Here is a 12,878-nt window from a genome sequence, read left to right on the forward strand (position 1 = left end):
GCTTTGAGGAAAGCCCGGCTCAGGCCGGGCTTTTCTTTGTCTGCGATTTGGTAAAACCAGAGGGTCAGGCTGACTGATTGGCGGGCCAGGCGAGCAAACCGGATCGGTCCGCAGAAGCCGCCACCGCACCAATCACCAGAATGGCCGGGCTCTTGAGCTGGAACCTGCAGGCTGCTTCCTCCATCCCCGTCAGATCGCTCCGGCATTCACGTTGTTGTGGCAGGGATGCGTTCTCGATCATCGCCACCGGCGTCTCCATCGCCATTCCGCCTGCCAGCAACTGCTCACGAATTTCGCTGAGCTTGGCCACCCCCATGTAGATCACCAGCGTCGTGCCGCTCTGCGCCAGGGCCTGCCAGTTCACCTGACTGTCATCCTGAGTGTGCGCGGTGACCAGCGTCACCCCCCGCGCTACGCCGCGTAACGTCAGCGGAATGTCACACTGCGTCGCCCCGGCCAGCCCGGCGGTGATGCCATTGACCAGCTCCACTTCAACCCCGCGCTCACGCAGCCACTGCGCTTCCTCGCCGCCACGGCCGAAGATGCAGGGATCGCCGCCCTTGAGGCGCACCACGCATTTGCCCTGGCGCGCATAACGCAGCATCAGCCGATGAATGAACGCCTGTGGCGTCGAGCGACAGCCGCCGCGTTTGCCGACCGGAATGATCCGTGCGGCGGGGCAGTGTTCCAGCACTGCGTCGTTGACCAGATCGTCGATCAGCACCACATCCGCTTCGCGCAAGGCACGTACGGCTTTGAGCGTCAGCAATTCAGGATCGCCAGGACCTGCGCCCACCAGCCAGACTTTTGCGTTCATGGTGTTTTCCTCTTCAGATGACGGCGACCGGCCGCGTTTCGGCGGCCAGCAAACGCTTGATTTCCGGGACGCAGGAACCACATTGCGTGCCGCAGCCCAGTGTGTTTTTCAAACCCTGCAGATCCAGACCTTCTCGAATGCCGGCGCAGACCGCGCTGTGGCTGACGTTTTTGCAATTGCACAGGGTCTTGTCGGCAACGCTCTGCACACCGGCATTGCCCGGCGGCGCACTCATTGGCGCCAGCAGCCAGCGCCGCAGTTGTTCGTCTGCGCGGCCCTCCAGCCACAGGCCTTGCAACCAGTGTCGGGCAAGGGTTTCGCCGGCGAGGCGGATCGCGGTGATTCGCCCGTTTTCGATGCGTACCCGTTTGCCGATCGCCCGGCGCGGATCGTCATAGGCCAGTACCGGGCCGTCGATCAGAGCCAGGCACTGGTCGATTTCGCGCAGCAATTGCGGATCGGGTGCGGCGGCGCTGGCAGTGCGTATCAGCAGCGCCGGCCGCTCGCGACCGACCAGACTGAGGCTGACGTAGGAAAACGCCTCACACAGCGGGCGAAGTGCCTCAAAATGCCGCTGAACATCACCCTCGATCAGTGCGAAAAGTTGCCAGGGCAGATTCACCGGTTCCAGGCGTACTCCGCTGTGCTTGAGTTCAGGTTGTTTCGACAGGGGATCGAAGGCGGGCAGCGTCAGGCAGTTCACGCCGCCCTTGAGAAAACGATCACCCCAATGCATCGGCAGAAATGCCTGACCAGGACGCACGCTGTCATCGCTGCCGACCGCCACGACCACTGCGCCACGACGACTTTTCAGGCTCACCAGATCCCCCGGTTGCAAACGGTGCCGGCGCAACTCGTCCGGGTGCAGGCTCAGCACGGCTTCGCTGACATGCCCGAACAACTGCGCCGCCGTGCCGGTGCGGCTCATACCGTGCCATTGATCACGCAGGCGGCCGGTGATCAGGGTCAGGGGAAAACGTGCGTCGCGTTGTTCCTTGGCGGCGCGATAGGGATCGGCAACGAACTGCGCCCGCCCGTTCGCTGTAGGAAAGATCCCGTCGTCATACAGCCGGGCTGTACCTTGGCGGGCGCCAGCGGGGAAGGGCCATTGCTGTGGCCCCAGCTCATCAATCAACCCATGGCTGATCCCCGATAGATCCAGATCGCGCCCCCGGGTCAGTTGTTTGTACTCGTCAAACAACTGCGCCGGTTGCTCGAAAGCAAACAGACCCGGCTGTTGCGGGCGCAGACGTTTCTCCAGGCGCTGTGCGAAATCTACGGTGATCGCCCAGTCCGGACGCGCTTCCCCCGGTGCGGCAATCGCCTGGCGGACGTGGGAAATCCGCCGCTCGGAGTTGGTCACAGAGCCTTCTTTCTCGCCCCAACTGGCCGCCGGTAACAGTAGATCGGCAAACGCCGCGGTTTCGGTGGTGCGAAACGCCTCCTGCAACACCACGAACGGACAGGCTTCCAGCGCCGCGCGGACGGCGTTCTGGTCCGGCATCGATTGCGCGGGGTTGGTGCAGGCAATCCACAGCGCCTTGATCTGGCCACTGCGCACCTGTTCGAACAGTTCGATGGCGCTGAGGCCGGTGTTTTCCGGCAGCTTATCCACACCCCAATACGCCGCGACTTCTGCGCGGTGCTCTGGATTGGCTACTTCACGATGGCCGGGCAACAGGTTGGAAAGGCTGCCGGTTTCCCGCCCGCCCATGGCATTCGGTTGACCGGTCAGGGAGAAAGGTCCTGCACCTGGCCGACCGATTTGCCCGGTGGCCAGGTGCAGATTGATCAGCGCGCTGTTCTTCGCACTGCCGGCGGTGGACTGGTTCAGGCCCATGCACCACAACGACAGAAAACTCGGCGCGGTGCCGATCCATTCGGCGCATTGCTGCAACTGCTCGACACTGATCCCGCACAGCTGCGAAACCATGGCCGGGGTGTAATCGCGCACCAGGCTTTTCAGCTCGGCGAGCCCGTCGGTGTGCGCCTTGATGAAGTCGCGGTCGATCCAGTCTTCCCACAACAGCAGATGCAAAATCCCATGGAACAACGCGACATCGGTGCCCGGCAGAATCGCCAGATGCAGGTCGGCGAGGTCGCAAGTGTCGGTGCGCCGAGGGTCGATGACGATGACTTTCATCTGCGGACGGCGGGATTTGGCCTCTTCGAGGCGGCGAAACAGTACCGGATGGGCGTAGGCCATGTTACTGCCGACGATCATCACGCAATCGCTCAGCTCCAGGTCTTCATAGCTGCACGGTGGTGCGTCGGCACCAAGGCTGCGCTTGTAGCCAACCACCGCCGAAGACATGCACAACCGCGAATTGCTATCGATGTTATTGGTGCCGACCAGCGCCCGCGCCAGTTTGTTGAACGCGTAGTAATCCTCGGTCAGCAACTGCCCGGAGATGTAAAACGCCACGCTGTCCGGGCCGTGTTTAGCGATGGTGTCGGCGAACACATTGGCGGCGTGATCCTGCGCGGTGTCCCAGTCGCAACGACTGCGCGCCAAGCCTTTGCCCAGGCGCAATTCCGGGTACAACGCCCGGGCCGCGAGGTCACCGGTCAGGTGCAGGGTTGAGCCTTTGCTACACAGTTTGCCGAAGTTGGCCGGATGCGCCGGATCGCCGCTGACGCCGAGAATGCGCTCGCCGTCATGCTCGATCAGCACGCCGCAGCCGACCCCGCAATAGCAGCAGGTCGAGGCGGTCGTCTGGCGGTTCATCAGACGGCGTCCCGCAGGGCCAGTTGCACACGGCCGTTTTCCACACGGGCCGGGTGATGGTGCGCGCAGCCGACGTCCGGCGCCTGGGCTTCGCCGGATTGCAGGTCGATCTGCCAGTTGTGCAGCGGGCAGGCCACGCGTTTGCCGTAGATCAGGCCTTGGGACAGCGGACCGCCCTTGTGCGGGCAGCGGTCATCGAGTGCGAAAACTTCGTCGTCGCTTGTGCGAAAGATCGCAATGTCACCTTTGGGGCCGGCGATGATCCGCGAACCGAGGGCGTTGATTTCTTCCAAGGCACAGATATCGAGCCAGTTCATGCCGGCACCTCCAGATTTTTCACGGGGATCACGTCGAATTCTTTCTTCAGTTGCGGCTGGGCAAGGCGCTCTTTCCACGGGTCCTGTTCGAACGACAGGGAGAATTGCAGGCGCTCGTTCAGGGCCTTGCGGCGTTCGGGATCTTCCAGCACGGCTTTCTTGATGTGCTCCATGCCGACCCGCTGCAGGTAGTGCACGGTGCGTTCGAGGTAGAAGGCTTCCTCGCGGTACAGCTGCAGGAACGCGCCGTTGTATTCGCGCACTTCTTCGGCGGTCTTGAGCTTGACGAAGAATTCGGCGACTTCGGTCTTGATCCCGCCGTTGCCACCGATGTACATCTCCCAGCCGGAATCGACGCCGATGATGCCTACGTCCTTGATCCCCGCTTCCGAGCAGTTGCGTGGGCATCCGGAGACCGCCAACTTCACTTTGTGCGGCGACCACATGTTGAACAGGTCATGTTCAAGATCGATGCCCAACTGGGTCGAATTCTGCGTGCCGAAGCGGCAGAACTCGCTGCCGACGCAGGTTTTCACGGTGCGGATCGATTTGCCGTAGGCGTGGCCGGACGGCATGTCGAGGTCCTTCCAGACCCCCGGCAGGTCCTGCTTCTTGATTCCCAACAGGTCGATGCGCTGGCCGCCGGTGACCTTGACCATCGGCACCTGATATTTGTCCGCCACGTCGGCGATCCGCCGCAGTTCCGACGGGTTGGTCACGCCGCCCCACATCCGTGGCACCACTGAATAGGTGCCGTCCTTCTGAATGTTGGCGTGGGCCCGTTCGTTGATCAGACGTGACTGTGGATCGTCCTTGGCTTCGCCGGGCCAGGTGGAAATCAGGTAATAGTTGAGCGCCGGGCGGCAAGTGGCGCAACCGTTCGGGGTGCGCCAGTTGAGGTAGCTCATGGTGCCGGCGATGGTCAGCAAATGCTGTTCGCGAATGGCCTGGCGGATCTGGCCGTGGTTGAGGTCGCTGCATCCGCAGATGGCTTTTTCGCTTTTCGGTTTGACGTCCGCCGCGCCGCCGACGGTGTTGATCAGGATCTGCTCGACCAGCCCGGCGCAGGAGCCGCAGGAGCTGGCGGCCTTGGTGTGTTTCTTCACTTCGTCGACGCTGAACAGGCCGTGTTCCTGAATCGCCTTGACGATGGTGCCCTTGCACACGCCGTTGCAGCCGCAGACTTCGGCGTTGTCGGCCATGCTCATGGCTTTGTCCTGGCCCTGATGTCCTACATCGCCTAAAGCATGCTCCATAGAAGAAGAGCCGCCGAACATCAGGTGATCGCGGATCTGCCGAATGTCGTGATTCTCACGAATCTGCCGGAAATACCAACCACCATCCGCCGTATCGCCGTACAGACAGGCGCCGACCAGCACGTCATCCTTGATCACCAGTTTTTTGTACACCCCGCCGATCGGATCGGAGAGGGTGATGGTCTCGGTGCCTTCGCCGCCCATGAAGTCGCCGGCGGAAAACAGGTCGATGCCGGTGACCTTCAATTTGGTCGAGGTCACCGAGCCCTGATAGCGGGCGAAACCCAGTTGCGCCAAGTGGTTGGCGCAGACCTTGGCCTGTTCGAACAGCGGCGCGACCAGGCCGTAGGCGATGCCGCGATGGCTGGCGCATTCGCCGATGGCATAGATGCGCGGGTCGTAGGTTTGCAGGGTGTCGTTGACCAGAATCCCGCGATTGCACGGGATGCCGGCCTTTTCCGCGAGTTCGGTATTGGGGCGAATGCCAGCGGCCATGACCACCAGATCGGCAGGAATAATGTCGCCGTTCTTGAATTGCACCGAGCCGACGCGACCGTTGCCGGCGTCGTGCAGGGCCTGGGTCTGTTCGCACAGGCGAAAGTGCAGGCCGCGGGATTCGAGGGCGGTTTGCAGGAGCTGGCCGCTGGTCTTGTCCAGTTGCCGCTCCAGCAGCCATTCACCCAGGTGCACCACGGTGACGTGCATGCCGCGCAGCATGAGGCCGTTGGCCGCTTCGAGGCCCAGCAGGCCACCGCCGATCACCACGGCGTGCTTGTGGGTCTTGGCGGTGTCGATCATCGCCTGGGTGTCGGCGATGTCGCGGTAGCCGATCACGCCCTGCAAGGTGTTGCCGGGGATCGGCAGAATGAACGGGGTCGAGCCGGTGGCGATCAGCAAGCGATCGTATTCAGCCTCGGTGCCGTCTTCGGCGATCACACGGCGTTTGACCCGGTCGATCTCCACCACTTTGCGGTTGAGCAGCAGTTTGATGCCGTTTTCCAGGTACCAGTCGAGGTCGTTGAGCACGATCTCTTCGAAGGTCTGTTCGCCGGCCAGCACCGGCGACAGCAGGATGCGGTTGTAGTTGGTGTGCGGTTCGGCGCCGAAGACCGTGATGTCGTACAGCTCGTTGCTCAGTTTCAGCAGTTCTTCCAGGGTGCGGACCCCGGCCATGCCGTTGCCGATCATCACCAGTTTGAGTTTTTTCATCAGGTTCTCCGGGAGCATCGGGCTTGCCTCTTGTGGGCAGTCAGGCCTTGCTCGACAAAATGGCGCAAACAAAAAAGGCGTCCCGCCAGTTACCTAGCGAGGACGCCTTTGTCCTTGTCCCGTTCTCTCGGGAAGCCTGGCCTTCGTCGTTGAAGGTCGGGCTTTATGTCAGTTGGAAACGTTAATGCAGTGGTTGTGCCAATTCGCGCTCAGACACGAATTCATTGGGGTGGGGCTGGAATTGGCCAGATGTTCATTGTGGTTTTTGCACTGAATGGAAGCAGTCTGCTCGCTAATGGAGCGTCGGATCAGCCATGAAACAACAGAAACAGCAGCACCAGATTGCCCAGTAGCGCCAGCAGCGCCAGTGTCCGCCAGACCTTCAGCGGCTCCCGCTCGAGCAAGGGACGAGGACGTACATTCAGGCTGCGGCGTTCACCCTGTTCCAGCGTGAGCAGCCATTCTTCAGCGGTTTCATAGCGTTGCAGCGGGTCAGTCGAGACACCACGTTCCAGACACTGCGCCAGCCATTCCGGCAGATCCGGCCGATAACGAGCCGCACTCACCGGCAGCCCGAAACGCGGACGCTGGAAGGCTTCGACTTCTCCGTAGGGAAAATGCCCGGTGAGCAGGAAATACAAGGTTACGCCCACCGCATACAGATCCTGACGAGCCTGGGGCGCATCCCCTCGAAAGGACTCCGGTGCGATATAGCTCGGGGTTCCCGGCAGCGTCGACGGCGTGTCCTGCGAAAGACCGGGGCAATACGCCAGACCGAAATCCAGCAAACGCAACTCGCCGTCGTCCCCCAGCAGCAGGTTCTCCGGTTTGATGTCGCGGTGCAGAATCTGCCGCCGATGCAGAAGGCCGACGGCCCGCAACAGGCGTTCGGCCACGTCCTGCCACTGAGCCAGGGGTAGTGGGCCGGCTCGCTCGAACAACTGCGCGAGGGTGATCCCCGAATATTCACGCATCACGTAGTACAAATGCTGACGCTGACTGGCGCTATGGACTTCAGGGAAATGTCGCCCGGCCACGCGTTTGAGAAACCATTCCTCCGCCAACAGTGCCTGACCTGCGTGGGTATCGTCCGCCAGCCGTGGGGGCAAGGTCTTCAACAGCCACGCCTGTCCTTGGCCATCGAGGACGCGATACAGCAACGATTGCTGGCTTTGGCCGACGATGCCTTGCACCTGCCAGCCCTCGAAGGTCTGACCCGGTTTGAGCGTCGGGGGCAGCGGCCATTGCTGCAACTGAATCAGCGCATCGCCGATGCTCGCTTCCCCCACGGCATCCACCCGCACCAGCAAGGCACTGGCGTTGTCCTGGGCGCCGGCCAGATGCGCGGCGTTGACCAGCGTTTGTGCCGCACTGTGCAGATCCGGTTGATCACGCAGGATCCCGGCGATGGCCGTGTCGCCGAGCGCGGCCCAGACACCGTCGCTGAGCAGCACGAAGCTTTCGCCTTCACGCAGTTCGCCGTCGAGAAAGTCCAGCACCAGATGCTGATCCAGCCCCAGTGCGCGCTTGAGCACGTGCTGCATGCCCGGTTGTTCCCAGACGTGATCCTCGGTGATGCGCTGGAGGGTGTCGGCATGCCAGCGATAGACCCGGCAATCCCCCACATGCGCCAGCGTGAAGCGCCTGCCGCGCAGGACCAGCGCGCTGACGGTGGTGAGCAACGGCTGGCCACCGCCATTGGCTTGCAACCAGCGATTTTGCGCGAGCAACAGGCGATCCAGCGCCTGGGCCACGCTCCAGGTCTGCGGGGTGGCGTAGTAGTCCAGCGCCAACGCCTGCAAGGTCGAGCGCGCAGCCAGACCGCCATCGGCGCACTGGCTGACGCCGTCGGCGATGGCGAACAGGAAACCCTTGCTGGCGGCCAGCGCCGGGGCCGGAGTGACCAGGCGCAAGGCGTCCTGATTCTCCGCGCGGGGGCCGGTGGCGCTGGCTTCAGCGAAGCTCAGTCGCAGTGCCATGCGGGCCTCAGACCCGGGCGGCGGTCACGGCCGCCGAACCCCAGGTGGTTCTCCAGCGACGTTTGACCCCATGCAGGCCGAACCACGCCAAAACGCCAAGGCTGGCGAACAACCACAGCGCCAGTTGATAGCTGCCGGTGCTCTGTTTGATCGCGCCCATGCCCGCCGCCAAAGCAAAACCGCCGATGCCGCCGGCCATGCCGATCAGCCCGGTCATCACGCCGATCTCCCGGCGAAAGCGCTGTGGCACCAGTTGGAACACCGCGCCGTTACCCGCGCCAAGACCGAGCATGGTGCAGACGAAAAGCGCCAGCGCCGCGTAGGAACTGGGCAGGTTGAATCCGACCGCTGCAATGCAGACCGCCGCCACCGTGTACATCGCCAGCAAGGTGCGAATCCCGCCGAAACGGTCAGCCAGCGCGCCGCCCAGCGGTCGCATCAGGCTGCCACCGAACACGCAGGCGGCGGTGTAGTAACCGGCGGTGACCGGGCTCAGGCCGTATTGATCGTTGAAGTAACCGGGCAGGGCGCTGGCCAGGCCGATGAAACCGCCGAAGGTGACGCTGTAGAAAAACATGAACCACCAACTGTCGCGGTCGCCCAGAGCTTTGAAGTAGTCAGCCATGGATTTGGCCTTTGGCCGCTCCGGCGCGTTTTTCGCCAGCCAGGCAAACAGTACCAGGGTCAGGATCAGCGGAATCAGGGCGAAACCGAACACGTTGCTCCAGCCGAACGCCGCTGCCAGTACCGGGGCGATCAGCGCCGCGAATACGGTGCCGGAGTTGCCGGCGCCGGCGATGCCCATCGCCTTGCCCTGATGCTCCGGCGGATACCACTGCGAGGCCAGCGGCAGCGCCACGGCGAATGAAGCGCCGGCCATGCCGAGGAACAGGCCAAGCAACAAGGCTTGTTCGTAACTGTGGATGCCGAGTTTCCAGGCGCCGAACAGCGCGCAGATCACGATCACCTGGCCGATCAGCCCGGCGGTTTTCGGCGACAGGCGATCGGCAAGCATGCCCATCGCAAAGCGCAGCGCGGCGCCGGCCAGAATCGGCGTGGCCACCACGAGGCCGCGTTGTTGGGTGGTCAGGTGCAGGTCAGCGGCGATTTGTACCGCCAGAGGGCCGAGCAGGTACCAGACCATGAAACTCAGATCGAAATACAGGAAGGCCGCGAACAGGGTCGGGGTGTGGCCGGATTTCCAGAAGCTTTTATTCATCGCGCACCTCAGCGGTAGAGAATCTCGGGAAGGAATCAGAACCAGCACAGTGGGGCGCCGCCACGGCCGCACCACCGGCCCCGGTCAATGGGGCCAAAACGCAAAAACGCCGCTACCCGGATCGCCGAAAGGGGCGAAGAAGGTGAGCGACGTCTTTGTCGTGGGTGGGGCAACCGCCGTTGGTTACCTGTAGCGATTGCTTAGCGAGATCTGTGCCAGCTCAGCCAAGCAATTCGCTCATCGCGATGATCTGTTCGGCGACCTGGATCAGTTTCTGCTGGCGGCTCATGGCCTGGCGGCGCATCAGGGTGTAGGCCTCTTCTTCGTTGCAATCCTTCATTTTCATCAGCAACCCCTTGGCCAGTTCGATGCGCTTGCGTTCGGCCAGTTGCTGGTCGCGGGCCTGAAGCTGGGCGCGCAAGGCCTGATCGCTCTCGAAACGGGCCATGGCCACGTCGAGAATCGGCTGCAGGCGTTGTGCGTGAATGCCCTCGACGATGTAGGCACTGACCCCGGACTTGATCGCCTGACGCATCACGCCGGGGTCGTGCTCGTCGGTGAACATCACGATCGGCCGGGGCTGGTCGCGGCTGACCAGCACCACTTGTTCCATCACATCGCGGCTCGGTGACTCGGTATCGATCAGGATCACGTCCGGACGCACCGTTTCGACGCGCGCCGGCAGGTCGATGGTCAGGCCCGACTCGTCGATCACCTCGAAACCGGCCTCGGTCAGCGCGGCTTTCAGGCGCCCGACTTTTTTCGCGGTGTCGTTGATCAGCAGAATGCGCAGCATGTTCGCGGTCTCCTGTCAGCGCTGGGCGAGAAGGGGCGCGCTGTCGCTCAGCGCGTGGAGCTTGAAGCTCCGGGCATAGGCGGCCGGATCGCTGCCGTCCCAGATCTTGCCGTCGATCAACTGGCTGCTGCGCATGTCTTTGCCCCAGGCCGCGACGCCCACGGCAGTCGCCGCGTCGCGATAGATCTCCAGTTGTTGCACCTGCCGGGCGACGGCGAGGTAATCCGGGTCATCGCGCAGCAAACCCCAGCGGCGGAACTGGGTCATGAACCACATGCCGTCCGACAGGTAAGGCAGGTTTACCGCGCCATCGCCATGAAAGCGCAGGGCGTGCGGGTCCTGCCAGCGATTGCCCAGGCCGTCGTCGTAGTCGCCGAGAAAGCGCGGTTCGATGCAGGACACCGGGGCGTCGAGGTATTCCGCTGCGCTCAGCAACTGGGCGGTGCTGCGGCGGTTTTCCGGGCTCTCTTCGATGAAACGGCTGGCTTCGAGGATCGCCATCACCAGCGCGCGGGCGGTGTTGGGGTATTGCTCGACGAAGGCGCGGGTGCAGCCGAGAACTTTTTCCGGGTGATCGGGCCAGATGGTCTGGCTGGTGGCCAGTGTGAAGCCAAGATTCTGTTGCACGGCGCTGGCGGCCCACGGCTCGCCGACGCAGAAACCGTCGATGCGACCGGCCTGCAGGTGCGCAACCATTTGTGGCGGCGGCACGACCACGCTGTCGACATCCTGCAACGGATGAATGCCCTGGCTCGCCAGCCAGTAATACAGCCACATGGCATGGGTGCCGGTCGGAAAGGTCTGGGCGAAGGTCAGTTTTGCGCGGGTTTGGTGCACATGGTGGTGCAGCGCTTCAGGACCGGTCACGCCCAGGCCCTGCAAACCGTGGGACAGGTTGAGACTCTGACCGTTCTGGTTCAGGCCCATCAGCACCGCCATGTCGGTCGGCGCGACGCCGCCGATGCCCAGGTGCACCGCGTAGATCAGGCCGTAGAGGCTGTGGGCGGCATCGAGTTCGCCGCTGACCAGATTGTCCCGCAGGTTGGCCCAGGAACTCTGGCGCTTGAGGTTCAGGGTCAGGCCGTAAGGCTGGGCAAAGCCCTGGGTGGCGGCGACCACCAGCGAGGCGCAGTCGCTCAGGGCCATGAAGCCCAGGTTGATCGCGCTTTTTTCCGGGGCATCGCTGCCGTTGACCCAGGCCAGCGGCCCGGCGGAGGTTTGAGTCATGAAAGCCACCCTCAAAAAAAACGCCGTCCCAGGCTTTGCCCGCGCAAAACCGAGAGACGACGCCATTGTCCTTGCCTGCACGCCACCATTGGCCTGCAGGCTGATGCCGAGGAAGGTGCAAGGCATATGCCATGCGCACCGATTTACCCGTGCGCCTCGCGCGGCGGGGCGATGCCCGGCTATAATCGCCGCCTCTTTTCGCCGCCCGAGTCATAGCCGTCCATGTACACCCTGGCCCGTCAGCTGTTGTTCAAACTTTCCCCGGAAACCTCCCACGATCTGTCGCTGGATCTGATCGGCGCGGGCGGGCGTTTGGGCCTCAACGGCTTGCTGTGCAAGGCGCCGGCGTCGCTGCCGGTGACTGTCATGGGCCTGCAGTTCCCGAATCCTGTGGGTCTGGCGGCCGGTCTGGACAAGAACGGCGCGGCCATCGACGGCTTCGCCCAGCTGGGGTTCGGTTTTGTCGAAATCGGCACCGTGACCCCGCGTCCGCAGCCGGGCAACCCGAAACCACGGATTTTCCGCCTGCCGGAAGCCGAGGCGATCATCAACCGCATGGGTTTCAACAACCTCGGTGTGGATAACCTGCTGGCGCGGGTGGCGGCGGCCAAATACAAAGGCGTGCTGGGGATCAACATCGGCAAGAACTTCGACACCCCGGTCGAGCGCGCGGTGGATGACTACCTGATCTGCCTGGACAAGGTCTACGCCCACGCCAGCTACGTCACGGTCAACGTCAGCTCGCCGAACACCCCGGGCCTGCGCAGCCTGCAATTCGGCGATTCGCTCAAGCAATTGCTGGCGGACCTGGCCACGCGCCGCGCCGAACTGGCCCTGCGTCACGGCAAACATGTACCACTGGCGATCAAGATCGCGCCGGACATGACCGACGAGGAAACCGCGCAAGTCGCCCAGGCGCTGATCGAAACCGGGATGGACGCGGTGATCGCCACCAACACCACCCTCAGCCGCGTGGGCGTCGAAGGCATGGAACACGGCGACGAGGCGGGTGGCCTTTCCGGCGCGCCGGTGCGTGAAAAGAGCACCCACACCGTGAAAGTGCTGGCGTCCGAGCTGGGTGGCAAACTGCCGATCATCGCGGCGGGCGGTATCACCGAAGGCAAGCATGCGGCCGAGAAGATCGCTGCTGGCGCGAGTCTGGTGCAGATCTACTCGGGCTTCATCTACAAGGGCCCGGCGCTGATCCGCGAATCCGTGGACGCCATCGCCGCCAAACGCTGATCGGCGGACATGAAAGGCAGGCATAAAAAAGGGCTCCTCGAAGGAGCCCCTGGGCCGTAGCCCGCCGTCCGGGAAGGACGTGCATGGT

9 protein-coding genes are annotated in these 12,878 nt (G+C 63.2%); 1 reads left to right on the top strand and 8 read right to left on the bottom strand.

Translation table 11 applies throughout. From position 1 onward, the window contains the following. Positions 1–64: 64 nt before the first annotated feature. The 8 genes from cobA to NE357_RS09140 all read right to left on the bottom strand — a co-directional run bounded on the left by cobA (position 65) and on the right by NE357_RS09140 (position 11,548). Positions 65–817 carry a uroporphyrinogen-III C-methyltransferase gene (gene cobA, locus NE357_RS09105; RefSeq protein WP_169429561.1) on the bottom strand — a complete coding sequence of 251 codons (753 nt, stop codon included), beginning with the start codon at positions 815–817 and terminating at the stop codon, positions 65–67. A 13-nt stretch (positions 818–830) separates the two neighbouring features. Next, positions 831–3,545, bottom strand: a complete 2,715-nt coding sequence (locus NE357_RS09110; protein ID WP_169429562.1) for a nitrate reductase — start codon at positions 3,543–3,545, stop codon at positions 831–833. Beyond that, positions 3,545–3,862, bottom strand: a complete 318-nt coding sequence (gene nirD / locus NE357_RS09115) for a nitrite reductase small subunit NirD (RefSeq protein ID WP_007951992.1) — start codon at positions 3,860–3,862, stop codon at positions 3,545–3,547. The genes NE357_RS09110 and nirD overlap by 1 nt, the downstream gene beginning before the upstream one ends. After that, positions 3,859–6,327 carry a nitrite reductase large subunit NirB gene (gene nirB / locus NE357_RS09120; protein WP_169429563.1) on the bottom strand — a complete coding sequence of 823 codons (2,469 nt, stop codon included), beginning with the start codon at positions 6,325–6,327 and terminating at the stop codon, positions 3,859–3,861. Before nirB ends, nirD begins: the two co-directional genes overlap by 4 nt. A 308-nt stretch (positions 6,328–6,635) precedes the next feature. Beyond that, positions 6,636–8,306 (bottom strand): bifunctional protein-serine/threonine kinase/phosphatase, encoded by a 1,671-nt coding sequence (locus tag NE357_RS09125; RefSeq protein ID WP_169429564.1) that lies wholly within the window; start codon positions 8,304–8,306, stop codon positions 6,636–6,638. A 7-nt stretch (positions 8,307–8,313) separates the two neighbouring features. Further along, positions 8,314–9,525: a nitrate/nitrite transporter gene (locus NE357_RS09130; RefSeq protein ID WP_169429565.1), complete on the bottom strand. Its 1,212-nt coding sequence runs from the start codon at positions 9,523–9,525 to the stop codon at positions 8,314–8,316. Positions 9,526–9,745: 220 nt separating this feature from the next. Next, positions 9,746–10,321: an ANTAR domain-containing response regulator gene (locus tag NE357_RS09135; RefSeq protein ID WP_007916390.1), complete on the bottom strand. Its 576-nt coding sequence runs from the start codon at positions 10,319–10,321 to the stop codon at positions 9,746–9,748. A gap of 15 nt (positions 10,322–10,336) precedes the next feature. Continuing rightward, positions 10,337–11,548 carry a CmpA/NrtA family ABC transporter substrate-binding protein gene (locus tag NE357_RS09140; protein WP_169429566.1) on the bottom strand — a complete coding sequence of 404 codons (1,212 nt, stop codon included), beginning with the start codon at positions 11,546–11,548 and terminating at the stop codon, positions 10,337–10,339. Between the two features lie 222 nt (positions 11,549–11,770). On the opposite strand from NE357_RS09140, the gene NE357_RS09145 reads away from it, so the two are divergent. Further along, positions 11,771–12,790: a quinone-dependent dihydroorotate dehydrogenase gene (locus NE357_RS09145; protein WP_169429567.1), complete on the top strand. Its 1,020-nt coding sequence runs from the start codon at positions 11,771–11,773 to the stop codon at positions 12,788–12,790. The last annotated feature ends 88 nt before the right edge of the window (positions 12,791–12,878 follow it).

It is taken from the genome of Pseudomonas sp. G7(2022) (assembly GCF_052660475.1).

Excerpts from the sequence above, each read along its gene's own strand:
- NE357_RS09125 (WP_169429564.1), bottom strand. The coding sequence starts at position 8,306 with ATGGCACTGCGACTGAGCTTCGCTGAAGCCAGCGCCACCGGCCCCCGC.
- NE357_RS09145 (WP_169429567.1), top strand. The coding sequence starts at position 11,771 with ATGTACACCCTGGCCCGTCAGCTGTTGTTCAAACTTTCCCCGGAAACC.
- nirB (WP_169429563.1), bottom strand. The coding sequence starts at position 6,327 with ATGAAAAAACTCAAACTGGTGATGATCGGCAACGGCATGGCCGGGGTC.
- NE357_RS09140 (WP_169429566.1), bottom strand. The coding sequence starts at position 11,548 with ATGACTCAAACCTCCGCCGGGCCGCTGGCCTGGGTCAACGGCAGCGAT.
- NE357_RS09135 (WP_007916390.1), bottom strand. The coding sequence starts at position 10,321 with ATGCTGCGCATTCTGCTGATCAACGACACCGCGAAAAAAGTCGGGCGC.
- cobA (WP_169429561.1), bottom strand. The coding sequence starts at position 817 with ATGAACGCAAAAGTCTGGCTGGTGGGCGCAGGTCCTGGCGATCCTGAA.
- nirD (WP_007951992.1), bottom strand. The coding sequence starts at position 3,862 with ATGAACTGGCTCGATATCTGTGCCTTGGAAGAAATCAACGCCCTCGGT.
- NE357_RS09110 (WP_169429562.1), bottom strand. The coding sequence starts at position 3,545 with ATGAACCGCCAGACGACCGCCTCGACCTGCTGCTATTGCGGGGTCGGC.
- NE357_RS09130 (WP_169429565.1), bottom strand. The coding sequence starts at position 9,525 with ATGAATAAAAGCTTCTGGAAATCCGGCCACACCCCGACCCTGTTCGCG.